The sequence below is a fragment of the Nocardia sp. NPDC004573 genome (assembly GCF_053602135.1).
The window spans coordinates 12,590-31,905 of the sequence record NZ_JBSGDA010000029.1 but is presented as its reverse complement, the minus strand read 5'-3'; the positions used below and the strand labels follow the sequence as shown (position 1 = coordinate 31,905).

Annotated in this window: 20 protein-coding genes; 9 read left to right on the top strand and 11 right to left on the bottom strand. The window is 67.5% G+C overall.

The window, feature by feature from the left end; all coding sequences use genetic code 11:
• Window positions 1-173: 173 nt before the first annotated feature.
• The 3 genes from ACWEKR_RS31075 (at window position 174) to ACWEKR_RS31065 (ending at window position 3,204) form a co-directional block, all read left to right on the top strand.
• On the top strand, window positions 174-1,889 hold the full coding sequence (locus ACWEKR_RS31075) for a WXG100 family type VII secretion target (RefSeq protein ID WP_452357487.1): 1,716 nt from the start codon (window positions 174-176) through the stop codon (window positions 1,887-1,889).
• A gap of 342 nt (window positions 1,890-2,231) precedes the next feature.
• Entirely contained in the window at window positions 2,232-2,384 is a 153-nt protein-coding gene (locus tag ACWEKR_RS31070; RefSeq protein ID WP_452357486.1) for a hypothetical protein, read from the top strand.
• A 169-nt stretch (window positions 2,385-2,553) separates the two neighbouring features.
• Entirely contained in the window at window positions 2,554-3,204 is a 651-nt protein-coding gene (locus ACWEKR_RS31065) for a hypothetical protein (protein ID WP_452357485.1), read from the top strand.
• 87 nt (window positions 3,205-3,291) lie between these two features.
• On the opposite strand, the gene tuf is transcribed toward ACWEKR_RS31065, so the two are convergent.
• From tuf to hppD, 7 genes are all read right to left on the bottom strand, one after another.
• Window positions 3,292-4,482 carry an elongation factor Tu gene (gene tuf, locus ACWEKR_RS31060; RefSeq protein WP_063024777.1) on the bottom strand — a complete coding sequence of 397 codons (1,191 nt, stop codon included), beginning with the start codon at window positions 4,480-4,482 and terminating at the stop codon, window positions 3,292-3,294.
• Between the two features lie 100 nt (window positions 4,483-4,582).
• Window positions 4,583-6,685 (bottom strand): elongation factor G, encoded by a 2,103-nt coding sequence (gene fusA, locus ACWEKR_RS31055; RefSeq protein ID WP_195092041.1) that lies wholly within the window; start codon window positions 6,683-6,685, stop codon window positions 4,583-4,585.
• Between the two features lie 137 nt (window positions 6,686-6,822).
• Complete coding sequence (gene rpsG / locus ACWEKR_RS31050) at window positions 6,823-7,293, bottom strand: 30S ribosomal protein S7 (protein ID WP_014353063.1); 471 nt, start codon at window positions 7,291-7,293, stop codon at window positions 6,823-6,825.
• A gap of 1 nt (window position 7,294) precedes the next feature.
• Complete coding sequence (gene rpsL / locus ACWEKR_RS31045) at window positions 7,295-7,669, bottom strand: 30S ribosomal protein S12 (RefSeq protein WP_039801925.1); 375 nt, start codon at window positions 7,667-7,669, stop codon at window positions 7,295-7,297.
• Window positions 7,670-8,011: 342 nt separating this feature from the next.
• Window positions 8,012-8,569: a DUF3558 domain-containing protein gene (locus ACWEKR_RS31040; protein ID WP_452357484.1), complete on the bottom strand. Its 558-nt coding sequence runs from the start codon at window positions 8,567-8,569 to the stop codon at window positions 8,012-8,014.
• A 10-nt stretch (window positions 8,570-8,579) separates the two neighbouring features.
• Window positions 8,580-9,101 carry a DUF3558 domain-containing protein gene (locus ACWEKR_RS31035; RefSeq protein ID WP_452357483.1) on the bottom strand — a complete coding sequence of 174 codons (522 nt, stop codon included), beginning with the start codon at window positions 9,099-9,101 and terminating at the stop codon, window positions 8,580-8,582.
• Between the two features lie 56 nt (window positions 9,102-9,157).
• Entirely contained in the window at window positions 9,158-10,360 is a 1,203-nt protein-coding gene (hppD, locus tag ACWEKR_RS31030) for a 4-hydroxyphenylpyruvate dioxygenase (protein WP_452357482.1), read from the bottom strand.
• Between the two features lie 160 nt (window positions 10,361-10,520).
• Here hppD and ACWEKR_RS31025 point away from each other — a divergent pair, with 160 nt between their 5' ends.
• Entirely contained in the window at window positions 10,521-11,045 is a 525-nt protein-coding gene (locus ACWEKR_RS31025; RefSeq protein WP_195092048.1) for an Lrp/AsnC family transcriptional regulator, read from the top strand.
• Between the two features lie 10 nt (window positions 11,046-11,055).
• On the opposite strand, the gene ACWEKR_RS31020 is transcribed toward ACWEKR_RS31025, so the two are convergent.
• Window positions 11,056-12,168 (bottom strand): winged helix DNA-binding domain-containing protein, encoded by a 1,113-nt coding sequence (locus tag ACWEKR_RS31020; RefSeq protein ID WP_452357481.1) that lies wholly within the window; start codon window positions 12,166-12,168, stop codon window positions 11,056-11,058.
• Window positions 12,169-12,186: 18 nt separating this feature from the next.
• Window positions 12,187-13,161 (bottom strand): NADPH:quinone oxidoreductase family protein, encoded by a 975-nt coding sequence (locus tag ACWEKR_RS31015; RefSeq protein ID WP_452357480.1) that lies wholly within the window; start codon window positions 13,159-13,161, stop codon window positions 12,187-12,189.
• A gap of 145 nt (window positions 13,162-13,306) precedes the next feature.
• On the opposite strand from ACWEKR_RS31015, the gene ACWEKR_RS31010 reads away from it, so the two are divergent.
• The 3 genes from ACWEKR_RS31010 to ACWEKR_RS31000 all read left to right on the top strand — a co-directional run bounded on the left by ACWEKR_RS31010 (window position 13,307) and on the right by ACWEKR_RS31000 (window position 15,743).
• Window positions 13,307-13,636 (top strand): type VII secretion target, encoded by a 330-nt coding sequence (locus ACWEKR_RS31010; protein WP_452357479.1) that lies wholly within the window; start codon window positions 13,307-13,309, stop codon window positions 13,634-13,636.
• Window positions 13,633-14,760, top strand: a complete 1,128-nt coding sequence (locus ACWEKR_RS31005) for a transglycosylase SLT domain-containing protein (RefSeq protein ID WP_452357478.1) — start codon at window positions 13,633-13,635, stop codon at window positions 14,758-14,760. Before ACWEKR_RS31010 ends, ACWEKR_RS31005 begins: the two co-directional genes overlap by 4 nt.
• A 188-nt stretch (window positions 14,761-14,948) precedes the next feature.
• Entirely contained in the window at window positions 14,949-15,743 is a 795-nt protein-coding gene (locus tag ACWEKR_RS31000; protein ID WP_195092057.1) for an acyl-[acyl-carrier-protein] thioesterase, read from the top strand.
• Between the two features lie 564 nt (window positions 15,744-16,307).
• On the opposite strand, the gene ACWEKR_RS30995 is transcribed toward ACWEKR_RS31000, so the two are convergent.
• Window positions 16,308-17,978: an FAD-dependent oxidoreductase gene (locus ACWEKR_RS30995; RefSeq protein WP_452357477.1), complete on the bottom strand. Its 1,671-nt coding sequence runs from the start codon at window positions 17,976-17,978 to the stop codon at window positions 16,308-16,310.
• A gap of 181 nt (window positions 17,979-18,159) precedes the next feature.
• Between ACWEKR_RS30995 and ACWEKR_RS30990 the strand changes: the two genes are divergently transcribed.
• A complete protein-coding gene (locus ACWEKR_RS30990) occupies window positions 18,160-18,651 on the top strand; it encodes a SixA phosphatase family protein (protein ID WP_452357476.1) in 492 nt (163 codons plus the stop codon).
• A 23-nt stretch (window positions 18,652-18,674) separates the two neighbouring features.
• Here ACWEKR_RS30990 and ACWEKR_RS30985 read toward each other — a convergent pair whose 3' ends face one another.
• Window positions 18,675-18,878 carry a hypothetical protein gene (locus ACWEKR_RS30985; RefSeq protein ID WP_159849860.1) on the bottom strand — a complete coding sequence of 68 codons (204 nt, stop codon included), beginning with the start codon at window positions 18,876-18,878 and terminating at the stop codon, window positions 18,675-18,677.
• A gap of 58 nt (window positions 18,879-18,936) precedes the next feature.
• Between ACWEKR_RS30985 and ACWEKR_RS30980 the strand changes: the two genes are divergently transcribed.
• On the top strand, window positions 18,937-19,308 hold the full coding sequence (locus ACWEKR_RS30980; protein ID WP_159849858.1) for a glyoxalase superfamily protein: 372 nt from the start codon (window positions 18,937-18,939) through the stop codon (window positions 19,306-19,308).
• Window positions 19,309-19,316: the final 8 nt, after the last annotated feature.

The window sequence follows — 19,316 nt, the reverse complement described above, 5'->3', positions numbered from 1 at the left end:
TACTGGGCGCGGCGAGGATTCACACTCATATCCCCGAATACAGAATTTCCGCCGCGGCAACACTTTGCGGCCGGAGACAGCCTCGATCGAACGCTTCGTGCGGCGGCAATCTCGCCGTAGGCGAGCAATGCGACCGCGGTATCCGCGACAATGGACCGCGGCAGGGAGTGGGTGTGGGCGACAAGTTTTCGGTCGATCCGGATAAGCTGCGCGACCACGCACCGCGGTTCGACATGATCGGGGCGGATGTGGCGGCGACCGTGCAGAAGCTGCGCGCTGCCCTGGCCGGGGAGGGCGAACCGTGGGGCAAAGACGATGCCGGCCGCGCTTTCGCCGAATCCTACGTTCCGGAATACCAGCGGACGATGACCGACTTGAACAGCCTCGTCGAGGCGCTCCAGCAGGCCGGCACCGACCTGCGCCACCTCGCGGAGAACTTCGAGATCCAGGACCAGGCCGTCGGGCGGCGGATCCACAATGCGGCCACCGGATTTCAGAACGACCCCGCCCTGAGTCCAGTGCGGACCGACGCCGCTACCACCCATCGGCTCGACTCCGGCGCTACGGACGTACCCACTGCCGCACAGCCGTTCGCGGGATCTCCCGTGCCCACTGCGGCCGTCCCCGCGGCAGCGCCGAGACAATCGGTTTCCGCCGCTACCGCACCGGCCGATCGGGCACCGCTCTCGCCGATGTCGCCTGACCGAACCCCTGGCACGCCCGGCGACGGACCCGCCTCCGGTCACCGGCCGGGCCAGGCCGAGGGGGATCCGAACGGCGCCGATCATCACGGCGCCGAGCAGCCGGGCTCACCCGGCCCCAGCGTGCATCCGGCGCGTCAAGCGGAGGCCGCGCTCACCCGCCCCGCGCCGGGCAGTCGGCCGTCGTCACCGTGGACGAAGGCCACCGCCGCAACGAGGCAGACCGCCGCCGCGCAAGCCGCCGCCACACAAGCCGCCGGGAGAAAGGCCGGCGCGGTCGGGCCGAGCACCCCGTGGTCCAACGCCGCGCCAGGTCGACCGCCGAAAGTGTCCGCCCCGGACGCGGGCACACCCGGCTCTCCGCCGCGCGTGCCCGGCCGGCCGACCGCACGACCGGATCAGAAAGACGAGAAGCCGGACCGGAAGGTGAACGCCTCCGCCGAGTCGGTCGCGGCCCGTCTCGCCAGAGAACTGGCCGAGCGTCACGGCGTGCGCGCCTTCGGCTTCGACACGCCGGGCATAGCGGTAGAAGTGTTGACCGAGATCGTCGCCGCAGTGGACGACGTGCTGCCGCGATACCCGCAGATCACCCTGCGCGCGATCGGAATCGAGGAACTGCCGGACGGCGAAACCGCCTTGCTGGAATGGGATTCGGTGACGATCTCAGGGGCAGGGCGTGAGTCCGATGGCGCTCCCGATTCGTCCGGGAAGCGTTTTCCGGGGGCGGCTGAAGGACTGTCTGCCGCACGCATAGTGCTGGCGGTACGCGCCGCCACCGATCCGCGGTATTTGCAGCAGACCGTGGCCATTGCCGAGGACGCGGGCCTGCTCGCCCAGGGATGCGCACAACGGCCCGTGTATTCGACGGTCGTGCGGGAACTCGGCAGAGCGCTGGACGGGGCAGGCGGCTTCCGCGCTCGCGCCGCCGCACAGCGCGCGCTGCTCACGGCGTATCTGCCGCAGCTGAATCCGGAGGACAAGGGCTCGTTGCGTCGCACAGTGTCCGGCTTCCGGGAATGGCGGTCGCAGTTGCACGGCCACAGCTTCGACCGTGGACGTTTCCGGCCCGCCACCGCTCTGGCCGAGGCATTCACCGACGTCGTCCTCAACGCCACACAGGCCGCTCCGCCCGCGCAGGTGCTGCACCGCCTGCTGGTCACCACCGCGATCTCCCCCACGCCTCCGTAGCCACCGGTCCGGGTGTGCAGAGCAATCACGCGGGACACGCACCAGTTCCTCCTGCTCATCGAAGTATCCGACTATCGGAGTCAGGCCGAATGCGATAGCGACGTGCGCGCGGCACGTCGATTCCTCGCATTTCAGCAAGATATCGCGTCGAGTAGGACAGGCCGCGACAGAACCTGCCGAGTATCGGGCAGCGCGGACAGGAGCTTGCCCGGTCTCGGAATTCACCACCGAATCGCCGTACCCCGGTGCTTCGATCGTGGAAGCGGGCGGCCGAAAGCGACGAACCGCGCCGGCCATTCGCCTGAATTGCCGGTTGGATACCGAGAGCGAGAAAGACGAATCATGGCAAAGGGTCTGAAGTGCCGGGTCTGCGGCTACTACATGTACGCCCAGCGAGAAGACGACCAGCCGATGGGCCGCTGGGTGTACTACGTCTGCCGCAGCTCGAGCTGCTCCAACCAGGAAAAAGTATTCGAGTCCTATGCCGGCAGGTAGCGAGCGCCTGACCCTCGTGCACACGCCGCGCGTCGAATAGGGCGGAGAAGAAACACGCGCTCGATCGCGTTCTCGTGCAGCCTGAATCACACGTGAAGCCGTTGCGCGCCAGCGGTTCGCGCACTCCACGGGAAGTGTGCGAACGAGCGCAGCGGCTACCGTGTGCGGTATGCGGTGGGCTGTGTTGATCGGTGTGGTGCTGGTTTCGAGTGCGTGTTCGCAGACCGTCGGCGGCGATCCGCAGCCGGTTCCGGGCCCGCCGCCAAGCACGTCGGCGCATCCCTCCAGTCCGGAAACCGAATTTCCGGATCGCATCGCTTGGGTACGTCAGGGCAACCCGGTCGATCTCGGCGCCTTTCATTCGGTCCGCCTCGACGGCGGGCCAGCAACCGACCTGCGGGACGACATCGCGTTCACCAGCCCCACCGGCAAGATCAGTTGCATCACCGGCACCGCGCTGAAGATGGACGGCTTCGACTGCATGGTGGAATTGAACGATCCCGCTCCGGCACCCGGCGAAGGCTTCGGTAATTGGTTCGGCGGGTACGTCACCTACTCGGGGCCACGGATGACCGTCGGTCAGTTCCGCGGCGATCCCGGTCTTTTCATCCACGGCGAAGGCCCGACCTTGCCCTATGACAGCACCATCACTTTCGGCGACTACCTCTGCCGCCTCGCCACGAGCGGCCTCACCTGCGTCGATCCCACGAAAGGAACGGGCGTACAGATGAGCAGTGCGGGCGTCGTCCCGCTCGGCTGCCTGCGCGAGGTCCCGGCGGCGGAGCGGGAACCGGCCGTCGGCCGCGCTTACGCCTGCTGAGCATCGAGCCGGAAATTCGGTCGGCCCCCGAAAACGCGAACGGCGCCGCTCCCGAAGGAGCGGCGCCGTCACCAGCGATTCAACGAATCACTTGATGATCTTCGTGACGCGACCGGCGCCGACGGTGCGGCCACCCTCGCGGATCGCGAAGCGCAGACCCTCGTCCATGGCGACCGGCTGGATCAGCTTGACGGACATCTCGGTGTTGTCACCGGGCATGACCATCTCGGTGCCCTCGGGCAGGGTCACAACGCCCGTCACGTCAGTCGTACGGAAGTAGAACTGCGGACGGTAGTTGTTGAAGAACGGGGTGTGGCGGCCGCCCTCGTCCTTCGACAGGATGTACGCCTGGCCCTCGAACTCGGTGTGCGGGGTGGTGGTGCCCGGCTTCACGACGACCTGGCCGCGCTCCACGTCCTCGCGCTTGATACCACGAACCAGCAGACCGACGTTGTCGCCCGCCTGGCCCTGGTCGAGCAGCTTGCGGAACATCTCGATACCGGTGACCGTGGTCTTGGTCTTCTCCGGACGGATGCCGACGATCTCGACTTCCTCGTTCACGTTGATCACGCCACGCTCGACGCGACCGGTGACAACGGTGCCACGACCGGTGATGGTGAACACGTCCTCGACCGGCATCAGGAACGGCTTGTCGGTCTCACGAACCGGGTCCGGGATGGACTCGTCGACCGCGGCCATCAGCTCCAGCACCGACTCCGACCACTTCGGGTCGCCCTCGAGCGCCTTCAGACCGGAGACCCGCACGACCGGCGCGTCCTCGTCGAACTCCTGCGAGGCCAGCAGCTCGCGGACCTCCATCTCGACGAGCTCGAGGATCTCCTCGTCGTCGACCATGTCGGCCTTGTTCAGCGCGACCAGGATGTAGGGCACGCCGACCTGACGGGCGAGCAGCACGTGCTCACGGGTCTGCGGCATCGGGCCGTCGGTGGCGGCGACCACGAGGATGGCACCGTCCATCTGCGCCGCACCGGTGATCATGTTCTTGATGTAGTCGGCGTGACCCGGCGCGTCGACGTGCGCGTAGTGGCGCTTCTCGGTCTGGTACTCGACGTGGGAGATGTTGATCGTGATACCACGAGCCTTCTCCTCCGGCGCCTTGTCGATCTGATCGAACGCGAAGCTCTCGTTCAGATCCGGGTACTTGTCAGCCAGCACCTTGGTGATCGCTGCGGTCAGCGTGGTCTTGCCGTGGTCGACGTGACCGATGGTGCCGATGTTGACGTGCGGCTTCGTCCGCTCGAACTTCGCCTTCGCCACTTCTTGGTCCTCCTGGACTTGTTGGTGCGTGCAGTTGCAGCAGTGCGGGGATCATCCCCGCGGACACGGGGATAGGGTCTTACAAACGGCCGGGAGCCATTTACTCGCCGGTCGCCTTGGCGATGATCTCCTTCGACACGTTGGCCGGAACCTCCGCGTACGAGTCGAACACCATGGAGTAGTTCGCCCGGCCCTGGGTCTTCGACCGCAGGTCACCGATGTAACCGAACATCTCCGAGAGCGGAACCAGCGCCTTGACGACACGGGCACCACTGCGTTCCTCCATGGCCTGGATCTGACCACGGCGGGAGTTCAGGTCGCCGATCACATCGCCCATGTAGTCCTCGGGCGTGGTGACCTCGACCGCCATCATCGGCTCGAGGATCACCGGACCGGCCTTGCGAGCCGCTTCCTTGAGCGCCTGCGCGCCCGCGATCTTGAACGCCATTTCCGACGAGTCGACGTCGTGGTAGGCGCCGTCGAGCAGCGTGACCTTCAGGTTCACCAGCGGGTAGCCGGCGAGCACACCGTACTGCATGGCGTCCTGCGCGCCCGCGTCCACCGAAGGGATGTACTCCTTCGGCACGCGGCCACCGGTGACCTTGTTCTCGAATTCGTAGTGCGCGCCGTCCTCGCCGACGAACGGCTCCAGCGCGATGATCACCTTCGCGAACTGGCCGGAACCACCGGTTTGCTTCTTGTGCGTGAACTCGAGCTTCTCGACCTTCTTGGTGATCGTCTCGCGGTAGGCCACCTGCGGCTTACCGACGTTCGCCTCGACCTTGAACTCGCGCTTCATGCGGTCGACCAGGATGTCGAGATGCAGCTCGCCCATACCGCCGATGACGGTCTGGCCGGTCTCCTGGTCGAGCTTGACCGAGAAGGTCGGGTCCTCTTCGGAGAGGCGCTGGATCGCGGTGCCCAGCTTCTCCTGGTCGGACTTGGTCTTCGGCTCGATGGAGACCTCGATGACCGGGTCCGGGAAGGTCATGGACTCCAGCACGATCTGGTTCTGCGGATCGCACAGGGTGTCACCGGTGGTGGTGTCCTTGAGGCCGATGACCGCGTAGATGTGGCCGGCCGAAGCCGCGCCCACCGGGTTCTCCTTGTTGGAGTGCATCTGGAACAGCTTGCCCAGACGCTCCTTCTTGCCCTTGGTCGAGTTGATGACCTGGGCGCCGGAGTCGACCTTGCCGGAGTACACGCGGACGTAGGTCAGCTTGCCGAAGAACGGGTGCACCGCGATCTTGAACGCCAGGGCCGCGAACGGCTCGTCGGCGCTCGGCTTGCGGGTGAGCAGTTCCTCTTCCTTGCCGGGCACGTGGCCGGTGGTGGCCTCCACGTCCAGCGGCGAGGGCAGGTAGTCGATGACCGCGTCGAGCATGGGCTGCACGCCCTTGTTCTTGAACGCGGACCCACACAGTACGGGGTACAGCTCGGAGTTGACCGTCATCTTGCGGATGGCGCCCTTGATCTCCTCGATAGTGAGCTCCTCGCCGCCGAAGAACTTCTCCAGCAGCGCCTCGTCGGACTCGGCCACCGTCTCCAGCAGGATCTGGCGGTACTCCTCGGCCTGCTCCTTCAGATCGTCGGGGATCTCGACGACCTCGTACTGCTCGCCGAGCTTCGTCTCGCCCCGCCAGACCTTGGCGTTGTTCTCGACCAAGTCGACGATGCCCTCGAAGGTATCCTCCGCACCGATCGGCAGCTGCAGAACCAGCGGCTTGGCGCCCAGGCGTTCGACGATGGTCTTCACGGTGAAGTAGAAGTCCGCACCGAGCTTGTCCATCTTGTTGACGAAGCAGATCCGCGGCACGTCGTACTTGTCCGCCTGACGCCACACCTGCTCGGACTGCGGCTCGACGCCTTCCTTGCCGTCGAACACCGCGACGGCGCCGTCGAGCACGCGCAGCGACCGTTCCACCTCCACGGTGAAGTCGACGTGCCCGGGGGTGTCGATGATGTTGATCTGGTTGTCTTTCCAGAAGCACGTGGTAGCCGCGGAGGTGATGGTGATACCACGCTCCTGCTCCTGCTCCATCCAGTCCATCGTGGCAGCGCCGTCGTGGACCTCACCGATCTTGTACGTGATGCCGGTGTAGAAGAGGATGCGTTCAGTTGTGGTCGTCTTGCCCGCATCGATGTGGGCCATGATGCCGATGTTGCGGACCTTGTTCAGGTCGGTGAGCACGTCCTGTGCCACGGAAATCTTCCCCGCTCGTAGCTAGTTGGGATTATCGGGGACGACCCTGTGGTCGCCTCTATGTCAACGCCGGACGCGGCCGGTGAGTGCCGCGTTCCGGCTGTGCCTCCCGACCCAGACGACGGGCCGGGCAGACGTCACCAGCGGTAGTGCGCGAAGGCCCGGTTGGACTCGGCCATCTTGTGGGTGTCCTCGCGGCGCTTGACCGAGGCGCCGAGGCCGTTGCTGGCGTCGAGCAGTTCGTTGGCCAGGCGCTCGACCATGGTCTTCTCCCGGCGCGCACGCGAGAAGTTGACCAGCCAGCGCAGGGCCAGGGTGTTGGCGCGGCCCGGACGGACCTCGACCGGAACCTGGTAGGTGGCGCCACCGACGCGGCGGGGCTTCACCTCCAGCGACGGCTTCACGTTGTCCAGCGCGCGCTTGAGGGTGACGACCGGGTCGGTGCCGGTCTTCTCCCGCGCCTGCTCCAGCGCACCGTAGACGATGCGCTCGGCGGTGGACTTCTTGCCGTCCAGCAGGATCTTGTTGACCAGCTGAGTAACCAGCGGCGAACCGTAGACCGGGTCGTTGATCAGCGGACGCTTGGGTGCGGGGCCCTTGCGTGGCATATCAGCTCTTCTCCTTCTTGGCGCCGTAACGGCTGCGGGCCTGCTTGCGGTTCTTCACACCCTGGGTGTCCAGCGAGCCGCGGATGATCTTGTAGCGGACACCGGGGAGGTCCTTCACACGACCGCCGCGCACGAGCACCATGGAGTGCTCCTGCAGGTTGTGCCCCTCGCCCGGGATGTAGGCCGTGACCTCGACCGAGCTGGTGAGGCGAACACGCGCGACCTTGCGCAGCGCGGAGTTCGGCTTCTTCGGGGTCGTGGTGTACACGCGGGTGCACACGCCACGACGCTGCGGGCTCCCCTTCAGGGCCGCGGTCTTCGTCTTGGCGACCTTGTCGCGGCGACCCTTGCGGACCAGCTGGTTGATGGTTGGCATAGACCGGCTTTCCTTATTAGTTAACGCGGTGTGTGGACTTCATGTCTGTTTTAAGTTCGCGGCGCTCCCGGGGCCCTTCGTGGCGGCAAGCTTCCACTGCCGGGCCCGTCGTTCACACCGCTGTCATCGAGCTTTCACTCGCACGTCCGGCCACGTTTCTCGCGTCCCGAGGTCGGGCGTGTCGCGCGCGGCGCGGAGCCCTGATTCCGGGCACGCTGGATTCGTCGGCCGCTTTCGCTGGCCTACGGTCACGCACGAACTTGCCCGCATGCTTCCGGGCACAGCGATCCACGATACCCGTGGCCGGGACACAGGGTCAAAGCGGGTCGGTCCGATACTTGTCTACCTGGCCAGGTTCAAGGTCATTTCCATCAGCTTCTTCGCCGCGTCGCACGGATCGGGGTGCGCCGAGCCGGGCCGGTAGTTGATCCACCAGCCGATCACGCCGTTGTCCGGCGCGCTGGCCGTCACACCGCAGGAGTCCGGGTCCTTCGGCCTGCGGATCTGCAGCGCCAGCGAACTCTGGATGGTGATATTGGTGGTCTCGTATCCGAGCTTGTTGTTCGTCTGCTTTTCGTTGCTGAGTGTTCCGTTCTCGTACCAGTTCAGCGTGGCCATCCCGTTGCCGCCGGGCGCGCCGAGCAGGTCCCACATGCAGACCGCCCCGAAGAACGACTCGCTGACCGTGACGCTCTCGCCGATGGCCTTGCCGATCTGATCCTCGGACAAGATCTGGCATTCGCGCAGCAACTTGTCCAGCCTGGTGTTGACCGGCTGGCTGCCGCCCACCGGCTGCGCGGTCCCGGAGATCACCTGACTACATCCGCCCACGGACAACGCGAGCGCCACGGCGACGGCCGCGGACGCGCCGCGCCTGCGCAGGTCTCGGCCGACGTTCACGCGCCACACCTCACTGGATCCGCTGCAGAGTCAGCTCGGCGAGCGCGCGGCTGCGCTCACAGGGGTTGCCCGAAACGAATGGGCCGGTGTTGGTCGACCATTCGAAGAAATCGTCGCCGAGCTGCACCGCGAGATCGCAGATCGTCCCACCGGGATCCAGGGCGGCGAATCCGTCCCGCCCGGATATCTTGATCGGATCGGGCGCGCGGCCGTTGACAGTCACCCACGCTCGTTCGCGTTCGATCGGACTGCCACGGTAGGACGCGAAGGTGATGCTGGCCGAACCGATTCCGGCCGACTGCCAGTTGCAGCCGACCGCGTTCCGGAACACTCCGGAGATCTGGCCGAGGCCACCGAGATTGCGCACCTCGTCGTCGGTCACGTGACCACACTCCCCGACGAACGGGCCCAGCGCCACCACTTTCGGCGCCGGACGCGACGGGCCCGAGTCGTCGGACTCCTCCCCCGAACCGCAACCCGCCAATGCGAGCACCAGGGCTGTCGCGATACCGACTGCCGACTTGATCCGCATGGCAAGAACTCTACCGACGCACCAGCCGGAGTGGCTCGACGAGATCGCCCCCCGCCTCACAGATTCCCGCGGGCCTGCTGTTCTCGTTCGATTGCTTGGAACAGCGCTTTGAAGTTCCCCTTCCCGAATCCGAGGGACCCGTGGCGCTCGATGAGTTCGAAGAAGATCGTGGGGCGGTCGGTGAGCGGTTTGGTGAAGATCTGCAAGAGGTAGCCGTCTTCGTCCCGGTCGACCAGGATGCCGCGGCGCTGGAGTTCGTCGACCGGGACACGCACCCGGCCGATGCGGGCGCGCAGTTCCGGGTCCTCGTAGTAGGCGGCGGGTGTCTCCAGGAATTCGACGCCCTCCCGGCGCAAGGCGTCCACGCAGGTGAGGATGTCACCGGTGGCGAGCGCGATGTGCTGGACGCCGGGACCGCGATAGAACTCGAGGTACTCATCGATCTGCGAGCGTTTCTTGCCGACGGCCGGCTCGTTGAGCGGGAATTTCACCCGGTGGTTGCCGTTGGCCACGACCTTGCTCATCAGCGCCGAGTACTCGGTGGCGATGTCGTCGCCCACGAACTCGGCCATGTTCGTGAAACCCATGACCCGCCGATAGAACTCCACCCATTCGTCCATCTGCCCGAGTTCCACGTTGCCCACCACGTGGTCGATCGCCTGGAACAACCGGGTGGGCGCCCCGTCGCGCCGCTCGTAGCCGGAGCGGCGCGCGACATAGCCCGGCAGGTACGGCCCGTAATAGGCGGAACGATCGATCAAGGTGTGCCTGGTCTCGCCATAGGTGGCCAGCGCGGCCGAGCGGACGGTGCCGAAGTCGTCGGTCTCGTCGTGCGGTTCGACCAGGATGGTCGCGCCCTGGGCGCGCGCCCACGCCACACAGCGGTCGACGTCGGGCACCTCGAGGGCGATGTCGACCACGCCGTCGCCGTGCCGGTCGTGGTGGGCGACCAGCGGACTGTCCGGATGTACCGCTCCGGTGATCACGAAGCGCGCCGCGCCGCTGCGCAGGACGAACGCTTTGTGATCGCGATTGCCGGTCTCCGGCCCGGAGTACGCCTCCAACCGCATCCCGAAAGCGGACTCCAGGAAATGCGCGGTCTGCGTGGCGTTGCCCACCACCCAGACCAGGGCGTCCCACCCGATGACCGGAAACGGGTCACCGCTGGCGTCGTGGTCGACCAACCCCACCAGCGTGCGCAGTTCGCCGTCGCTGGGAACGGCGCCGGATCGGGTCTCCGGCAGGTGCTCGATGGTCATGGTCCAAGGAAATCGCCGGGTCCGTCGAGTAGGCAACAGCGCCAACTCGCGGTAGGCAATGTGGCGAATTCGGCTAGCAACCCGAGGGTGATGCTGGACAATTTGAATAGCATCAGAGAGACGGGCAGCAAGCCCGCCCGGTGCTCGAACGGAGGCCGTCATGGCGCGCACATCGGCGAAGCTCGACGAGCTCGACCTCGCCATCCTCACCGCGATGCACGAGTACCAGAAGGCGGGCATTCTCGAACTGTCCCGCCGGACCAAGGTCGCCAGGGCCACGGTGCAGTCCCGGATCGCGCGCATGGAGGAATCCGGTGTGATCGCCTCCTACGACCCGCAGATCGACGTCACCGCCGCGGGGTTCGACGTGCAGGCGTTCGTCACGCTGGAGATAGCCCAGGGTGCGCTGGACGCGGTGGCGGCCGAACTCGACGCCATCCCCGGTGTCCTCGAGGCCTATGCCACGACCGGCACCGGCGACGTGCTGTGCCGGATCGGGGCCGACTCGCACGCCGGGTTGCAGGCCGTGCTGCTGAGCATCGACCGGACCTCGTCGGTGGTGCGCTCGCACAGCGTCATCGTGCTGTCCACCGTGGTGGCCCGCCGGGCGCTGCCGCTCCTGCGCACGCTGAGCCCGACCGGGACCACCAAGGCGCCTGCCTATCGCCCCGTCCGCGACCAATAGCCGATCCGGCTCAGGGGCGCAGGTCGGCCCCCGGGTCGAGAATCTCCACACTTCCCTGCTTGCCCGCCTCGAGGAAGGCCAGCAGCGCGTGTGCCTCCGACTCGACCTCCGCGCGCTCCGCCTTCGTCCACGTCCGCGTCGGACTGATGCGGAGCCTGGCGGTCCCCGAGTTCGCGAACACCTTGTACAGACCCGCGAGAAAGCCGTCGACCAGAACCGGGGATACCTGGGCCGCGAAAGCGCGCAGCGTAGGCGCGGCCCCGTCCGGCACGATCCGGGTCCGGTCCTGGTGCGACAGCAGGGCGTTGTCGTACCACCCCAGCAACCGCACCGGGGCGGGGATGCCCGGATCGGCCAGTTCACCGTCGGCGACGTCGTAGAGCGTGCGGCCGCGTTCGTCGGTGTAGGTGCGCACCCGGTCGCCGAGTTCCGCGACGGCCTGCTTCATGCCGGGCAGTTTCGACCAGGTCTGCATGTCCATCGTGCTCGCCGGGCCGAACGCCCGCAGGTAGCGGAAGATCAACTCCGCCAACGGATACGTGGGGTCCAGCGGCGCACCCAGCCAAGGCTCGACCCGCGACCAGATCGGCCTGCTGTTGTCCTTCCACTTCCCGCGCGGCGGGGTCTGCAAGACCGGCAGCTGATACAGCCAGGTCTGCACCACCGCACCCGGATCGCGGTCGGGATAACGCTCGGCGGCGCGGGCGCGCAGGTCCGCGGCGGACATCGGCTCGTCGCCGAGCACCGCTTCGCCCTGCGCGCGCACCTCCTCCGGGTCGAGTCCCACCATGGCGCCGTAGTTGAAGCCCTTGCGGAACGGCACTTTCTCCAGTTCCGGCTGCACGTGCGGCGCGATCCGCAACGCGTCGGGGGGCGTGACCAGATGAATGGTGCCGCGCATCAAAGTGATCCGGACCAGGGAGCGGTCCTCCAGAGCGTCCGACACCGTCGCCGGGTCGAAGGCCGCGACGCGGCTCCAGAGCGCGACGAACGGCGGCGGCGAATCCTGCGCCTGCAACCCCACGAGATGCTCGCACATCTCGGGCACCGTCCACCGCGAGCGGTCGAGCAGATGCTGACGAGCCAGCAGGGTCCGGTTCAGTACGCGGTTGGACAGTTTCATGACGTGGGCCCGGATGCGTCAGCGCAGCGTGACCACGACCTTGCCGGTGGCCGTCCGGTTGTCCAGCGAGGCGACCGCCTCCGCGGCCTTGTCCAGCGGGTACAGCACCGGATCCGGCGGCGCGATCTTGCCGGAGGCCAGCAGCGGCTCCACCTCGGCCCACTGCTCCTGCAGATAGCCGGGATGCGACATCACCCATTCGCCCCACGCCGCGCCGGTCACCTCGACGTTCTTCAGCAACAACCGGTTGACCTTGACGGTCGGGATCTCCCCGGCGGTGAAGCCGACGACCAGCAACCGGCCCGCCGAGCCGAGCGAACGGATGCTGTCGGTGAAGCGGTCGCCGCCGACCGGGTCGAGCACGATGTCGACGCCACGACCGCCGGTCAGCTCCTTCACCGCCGCCAGCCACCCGTCGGTCAGCACCACGTCGGTGGCGCCGTTGGCGCGCGCGACCTCGGCCTTCGCCTCGGTGCTCACCACGGCGATCACCCGGCCCGCCCCGAGCGCGGCCGCCAGCCGCAGCGTCGAGGTGCCGATGCCGCCGGCCGCGCCGTGCACCAGCACCGTCTCGCCTTCGGCCAGCCTGCCCCGGGTGCGCAGGCAGAAGTGCACGGTCAGGTCGTTGAACAGGATGCCTGCGCCCGCCTCCAGCGAGACGTTGTCGGGAAGGCGGAACACCATCTGCGTGGGCGTGACGGCCGTCTCGGCCATCGCGTTGCCGAGCATGGTGAGCGCGACGACCCGGTCACCCGGCCGCACGTGCGCGTCCTCGGGGGCGTCCCGGACGATGCCCGCGACTTCGCCGCCCACGACGAACGGCAATTCGGGCTTCATCTGGTACAGGCCGCGCGTCATCAGCACGTCCGGAAAGGCCACGCCGGCCGCGTGCACGTCGATCACGACGCCTCCCGGGAACACCGCGGGCTCCGGGATGTCCACGATCCGAACCGCTTCCGGTCCCTCCAGCTTGCTGACCTGGGCTGCGCGCATGTGCCGACCTCTCTGTCCACGCACCGGCATGATCCGCGCCGGCGCCACACCGACAACATAACGGGCGCCACCCGAGGACGCCCGTCCGGACGCCCGATTTTGCTATGCTGGCCGCGACCTCGCGGTCGGGAGGGAAGGGGGATTCATGGTCGAGCAAAACCAGCCGCTACCTGCGACGACGATGCAGGTCGATCCGGCGGCGCTGCGCTCGTTCGCGCAGATGCTGCGCACCGAGGCCACGTCCGTCGCCGAGCTCGGCGGCGAGGGCTTCGGCGCCCTCACCGGGGCGCTGCCCGGCACCGAGTTCGGCCCGGTGGCCGGACGCGCGAACGATGCCATGCATCGCTGTCTGGAACGGGTCGGGTCGCGGCTCACCACGATCGCGGACAACCTGCACAACGCGGCAGGCAAGTACGAGCTGGCCGAGGACGACTTCGCGGCCAGGCTCCGTGCGATAGGGCTCCAGTTGCCATGACCCTCACCATCCCAGACGTCGAGAGCTGGCAGCCGGAGCAGCTTTCGGCGGCGGGCGCGCTCGCCGGACGGATGTCGCAGGGGCTCGACACCGCCGTCGCCAAAGGCGCCGACGACACGAAAGCCCTGTCCGACGCGAAGCAGTGGTCCGGCTCCGCGGGCGACGCCGCGAACGCCAGGATGCAGACCGAGAAGACCCGCGCCTCCGCGGTGAGCGCCGCCCTGCTCGAACTGCAGACCGCGCTCACCGCGCTGGTGCAGAACCTGACCGACGCGAAAGCCAAGGTGCTGAGTCTGCGCGATGACGCGCTGAACCAGACGCCGCCGTTCGACGTCGCCCCCAACGGCACCGTGGACGCCAAGACGCGGATCGACTATCTCCGCGGACACGCGGACAAGGCCGACGTCGAGGGGCTCGTGTTCCAGGAGGCGCTGCAGGCCGCCACGCGCACCTGGGAGCTGACCAACGCCCTGAAGAGCGCGCAGGACGTGGCCGGCCAAGTCACGGCCCAGGTGCAGGGCGCGGTCGGGAAACTCGAGGCGGCGTTCGCCGGGCTCGGTGAGCCCGGTGCGAACGTCCCCCCGGCGGCGCCCACCGCGCCCGCCGCCACCGCACCGGCCGCCACGTCGGGCGCCCCGGTCGCCGCGGCTTCGCCGGACCGCTCCAGCCAGCTGACGTCCGGGCACAACAACTCGCACGGCACCTCCTCCGGCACGACGTATCAGGGTGGTCCGAGTTCGTCGGCGCCGACCGGCCCGCTGCCGAGCGGTGACGTCGCGCGATGGATCGCCGAGGCCAAGCAGAAGCTCATCGCGATGGGCTACGACCCCGCGCAGATCGACGAGCGGGCCATCGCGCTGATCATCGAGCACGAATCCGCGGGCAACCCCTACGCGGAGAACCGCTGGGACAGCAACTGGGTCGCGGGGCACCCGTCGAAGGGCCTGATGCAGACCATCGACAGCACGTTCGACGCCTACAAGGCGCCCGGCCACGACGACATCTGGAATCCGGTCGACAACATCATCGCCGGAGTGCGGTACTCCATCGACCGCTACGGCTCGCTCGGCAGCGTTCCCGGGGTCGCCGCGGTCAACTCGGGCGGCGCCTACCAGGGCTACTGAGCCGATCGGGCCCGCTCCCGGCCAGGTCGCGCACGCAAGACCCTGTTTCTGCTGGCCCAGGTCCCGGCAGACGGACTATTAAGGAGGTAGGGACGGCTCGACGCGAGGGTGTGACGTACGCCCCGTAAAGTCGTCACAACAGCACCGCATGAAGAAACGCGGCACACCGTGCAGCGCGAGGAGCACAAGTGTCACTCGATCAGCCACTCGCCCCGCTTCCCCAGGAGGGCATGGGCTTTGCTTCGGCGTGGCCCATCCGGGCTGGTGATGTGGATCCCTACGACCGGTTGCGGTTCGACGCCGTCGCCCGCTACCTGCAAGATATCGCCTGGGAAAACCTGCATAGCACGTTCTTCCACCGGACCGACCCGAACTGGATCGTCCGGCGCACGGTCATCGACGTCATCCGGCCGATCCTGTGGCCGGACGAAGTGCGGCTGCTGCGGTGGTGCTCGGCGATGTCCACCCGGTGGACCAACATGCGCGTGCGGATCACCAGCGGAAACGGCGGACTGATCGAGACCGAGGGCTTCTGGATCAATATCAGCGAGTCCACCGGCATGCCCGCGCGGATCAGCGACGAGGGCCTCGCCTACCTCGCGCGCACCTCTACCGAGCATCGCCTGCGGTGGCGGCCGTATCTGACCGACGCCACCCCGCCGGAGTCGGACACCGACTTACCGTTCCCGGTGCGCGCCACCGATATCGACCAGTACAACCACGTCAACAACGCCTGTTACTGGCAAGCGGTGGAACAGTTCCTGGTCGAATACCCCAAACTGCTCGCGGGCCCGCACCGCGCGGTGATCGAATACGTGGCCCCGGTCTTGGCGCGCCAGCACGTGAGTGTGCGCAGCCGCTACGAGCCGGGGGATCGCACCGGGCAACCGGTGCTGCGCCTGTGGTTCGTGGTCGGTGGAACCACGACGACCGTCGTCCGCATCATGCCCTTACCCGGCCAGCCCGCCTCTCCGGGTTTCTAGGCTCCCCCGCCTCTCCGCGTCTTCAGGCCGTACCAGTCAGCAGCACTGGAGTTGCGTACAGGTCCTGCGTTGGGTGCGGCTCGGTTTTGGGCGTACCCGGTGAGTTACCCGTATGCTCGCGAAATCGGTCGGCGAGTTCCGGACAGAACGGTTCAGAGGCGGTCGCGGACCGGCCGTAGGCTCCCGCGAGTTTCGGCCAGTTTCGGATAGGACAGCTCAGACACCACCGCGGGCCGGCCGTCATATTGCCGCTAGACGAGTCGGCCGGTTCCGGATAAACGGTTCGGAGGCGATCGCAGGTCAGGCGCAATGTTCCGCGAGACTCGGCCAGTTCCGTATAGGACTGTTCAGGGCCCACCGCGGACCAGCCGCCGGGTCCTCGCGAGGCCGGGCGGCCAACTCTAGGGTTAATAGTCTGGACAGCTATCGGGGGCCCGCCGCCAGGGTCTCACGAGTGCAGGCGGGCGGGTTTGTGCATCCGTCAGGGGCCACCGCAAACGGTCGAGCGGGGAACCGGGGGCTCGCGGCCGGTCGGATCGGGATGATCCGACCGGCTCGACGGCCTCAGCCGCGGGCGGCTTTGAGCAGGTCCTCGCGGGTGGTGAACTTGACGCGCGGGCGGCCTGCGGACTTGCCCGCGGACTTCTCCGCCTGGTCGATCGCTCGCCACCCCGCCCGGTCCACCAGGTCGGCCTGGCGCTCGGCGAGCAGGGCCTTCAGCGCGGCGCGGTCGGCTTGCGGGGCAGCGAGTTTGCCCGCGGTGAAGTCGGCGAGCAGCAGTTCGACCGTCTCCTCGGAGTCGATCCGGTTCGAACCGATGACGCCGCGCGGGCCCCGCTTGATCCAGCCGCTGACGTAGACGCCGCTCAGCATGGTCCCGTCGTCGCCGATGACCCGGCCGTGCTCGTTCGGCACGACGCCGCGCCGCTCGTCGAACGGCAGCTCGCCGATCCGCTCGCCGCGATAGCCGATCGATCGCAGCACCAGCGAGGTGTCGATGCTCTCGGTGCGATCGGTGGGCCGCGCGACCAACTGACCGTCTTCCTCGAACAGCTCGTTGTGCACGATCTCGATGGCTTCGACCCGCTCGGTGCCGGTGAGCGCGGTCGGCGAGGTCAGGTAGCGGAACACGATCCGCTTGTTGCCCTCCGCCCGGCGGCCGCCCGCGTATTCCTTGGCCAGCGTGTATTTCAACGCCAGCGACGGCTCGACCTGCGGGTCGTCCACGATCGCCTGGCTGGCGTGATCGAGCGCCAGGTCGGTCTCGTCCACGACGACGTCGACGCCCTTCAGATGCGCCAGCGCGAGGAACTCCGGCGAGGTGTAAGCCGCCTGCAGCGGGCCGCGCCTGCCGAGCACGACGACTTCGCGAATATTGCTCTGCCGCAGCGCCTCCAGAGCGTGATCGGCGATGTCGGTCTTGGCGAGTTCGTCGGGATCGACGGTCAGCACGCGCGCCACGTCCAACGCGACGTTGCCGTTGCCGACGATCACCGCGCGCTCGCCGGACAAGTCGAAGGTCCGGTCGGCGAAATCGGGATGGCCGTTGTACCAGGCCACGAATTCGGTGGCGGAGTGGCTGCCCGGCAGATCCTCGCCCGGGACGCCCATCCTGCGGTCGCTCGAGGCGCCGACCGCGTAGATCACGGCGTGGTGGTGGCGCAGCAGTTCCTCGTGCGAGATGTGCGTGCCCACCTCGACATTGAGGTAGTACTGCAGGGTCTCGCGGCGGAACGCGGACTCGAACATGCCCGAGACAGTCTTGGTGCCCGGATGGTCGGGCGCGACGCCCGCCCGCACCAGGCCCCACGGCGTGGGCAGCCGGTCGAACATCTCGATTTCCACGTCGGCCCTGCGCAGCAGTTCGTCGGCCGCGTAGCATGCCGCGGGACCGGCGCCGACGATCGCGACGCGCAGGGTGCCCAGCTCCTTCGGCGGACGCGAGGGGGTGACGATCGGATCGAAGTTCGATTCCAGCGGATGCCGTTGGAAGTAGGCGGCATTGATATCGCGGAATCGCGCCAGCGAAGCGGTCAGGTCGTCCTCGGAGAAGATGGCCTCCACCGGGCACGCGTCGACACAGGCGCCGCAGTCGATACAGGTGTCGGGATCGATGTAGAGCATCTCGGTCGTCGCGAACTCCGGCTGGTCCGGAGTGGGACGGATGCAGTCGACCGGGCACTCGGAGACGCAGCTGGCGTCGTTGCAACAACGCTGCGTGATTACGTAGGCCATATTGTGCTGATCCTCGAAGAAGTACGTGGGCTGTGGCCACCCAGGGGTTGTGGTGGACAGATGAGCGGCGTTCGTCACGTCCGCCGCGAGGGTCGCTCGCTGGAGTTCGTGATGTGATGCCGCTTTCAGTTTGCCTCGAGTGTGGTCGGGGCCTCTCGCCCGGAGGGCTTACCGTATCTCCATGGCGCGGACCCTGATCCTCATGCGGCACGGCAAATCGGCCTATCCGGAGGGCGTCGGCGATCACGAACGACCGCTCGCACCGCGGGGCAGGCGCGAGGCCGCGCTCGCGGGCGACTGGTTGCGCGCGACCCAGCCGCCGATCGACGCGGTGCGCTGTTCCACCGCCACGCGGACCAGGCAGACGCTCACGGCCACCGGGGTCACCGCGCCGGTCGTCTTCGAACCGGGGATCTACGAGGCCGCGCCGGAGACGCTCATCGAGCTGGTCCGCCTCAGCGACGACGACGTGACGACGCTGCTGGTGGTCGGGCACGCGCCGGGCATGCCGTGGACCGCGTGGGAATTGGCGAGCAATCGCGATGGCGCCCCCGCGGTCGAACTCAGCCGGAAGTTCCCGACCTCAGCACTGGCGGTGCTGCGTTTCGATCGCGGCTGGGCGGACGTCGATCCGGGGACCGGGGAGCTGGTGCATTTCCACATCCCGCGCTGACCGCACGCTACGGATACGCGCGGTCAGCGCAGTAACCTGCCGCCGACCACGACGACCCCGCCGAGCACGAGTAGCAGCGCGAACGCGGCGAGTCCACCGAACAACCACCACACCACCCCGAGCGCGAGCGCGAACGGCGCGATCGCGACAGCGGTGATCACCGGGCTTTCCTTGACCGTCGCCCAGGCCGAACGAGCCCTGATCCGGTCGATGTCCTTTCCAGGCATGTTCCCAGCGTAGGCCGTAATCCGGGACTTTGTCGGCGCGCGGTGGAATGCTCGCCGGATGGATTGGAAAATCGAGCTCGTCGCCATTCCGGTGACCGACGTGGACCGCGCGAAGGACTTTTACACCAAGATCGGCTTCAACGCCGACCACGACCACCGGGTCGATGAGAACCTGCGCTTCGTGCAGCTGACCCCGCCCGGCTCCGGCTGCTCCATCTGTCTGGGCGAAGGCCTCACCGACGCGGCGCCGGGCAGTGTCCGCGGTATGCAGATGGTGGTGGCCAGCGCCGAGGACGCCTATCAGCAGTTGATCGCCGCCGGCGTGGACGCCACGCCGGTCCAGGATCTCGGCTGGGGCCTGTTCACCTTCTTCGCCGACCCGGACGGCAACAAATGGGCCGTCCAGCAGCTGCCCGACTACAGCAGCTGAATCCGGCC

Bases quoted from the DNA above. Each gene is read 5' to 3' on its own strand.
- ACWEKR_RS31070 (WP_452357486.1), top strand. From the start codon at position 2,232: ATGGCAAAGGGTCTGAAGTGCCGGGTCTGCGGCTACTACATGTACGCC.
- ACWEKR_RS31065 (WP_452357485.1), top strand. From the start codon at position 2,554: ATGCGGTGGGCTGTGTTGATCGGTGTGGTGCTGGTTTCGAGTGCGTGT.
- rpsG (WP_014353063.1), bottom strand. From the start codon at position 7,293: ATGCCACGCAAGGGCCCCGCACCCAAGCGTCCGCTGATCAACGACCCG.
- rpsL (WP_039801925.1), bottom strand. From the start codon at position 7,669: ATGCCAACCATCAACCAGCTGGTCCGCAAGGGTCGCCGCGACAAGGTC.
- ACWEKR_RS31035 (WP_452357483.1), bottom strand. From the start codon at position 9,101: ATGCGGATCAAGTCGGCAGTCGGTATCGCGACAGCCCTGGTGCTCGCA.
- hppD (WP_452357482.1), bottom strand. From the start codon at position 10,360: ATGACCATCGAGCACCTGCCGGAGACCCGATCCGGCGCCGTTCCCAGC.
- ACWEKR_RS31025 (WP_195092048.1), top strand. From the start codon at position 10,521: ATGGCGCGCACATCGGCGAAGCTCGACGAGCTCGACCTCGCCATCCTC.
- ACWEKR_RS31020 (WP_452357481.1), bottom strand. From the start codon at position 12,168: ATGAAACTGTCCAACCGCGTACTGAACCGGACCCTGCTGGCTCGTCAG.
- ACWEKR_RS31015 (WP_452357480.1), bottom strand. From the start codon at position 13,161: ATGCGCGCAGCCCAGGTCAGCAAGCTGGAGGGACCGGAAGCGGTTCGG.
- ACWEKR_RS31010 (WP_452357479.1), top strand. From the start codon at position 13,307: ATGGTCGAGCAAAACCAGCCGCTACCTGCGACGACGATGCAGGTCGAT.
- ACWEKR_RS31005 (WP_452357478.1), top strand. From the start codon at position 13,633: ATGACCCTCACCATCCCAGACGTCGAGAGCTGGCAGCCGGAGCAGCTT.
- ACWEKR_RS30995 (WP_452357477.1), bottom strand. From the start codon at position 17,978: ATGGCCTACGTAATCACGCAGCGTTGTTGCAACGACGCCAGCTGCGTC.
- ACWEKR_RS30990 (WP_452357476.1), top strand. From the start codon at position 18,160: ATGGCGCGGACCCTGATCCTCATGCGGCACGGCAAATCGGCCTATCCG.
- ACWEKR_RS30985 (WP_159849860.1), bottom strand. From the start codon at position 18,878: ATGCCTGGAAAGGACATCGACCGGATCAGGGCTCGTTCGGCCTGGGCG.
- ACWEKR_RS30980 (WP_159849858.1), top strand. From the start codon at position 18,937: ATGGATTGGAAAATCGAGCTCGTCGCCATTCCGGTGACCGACGTGGAC.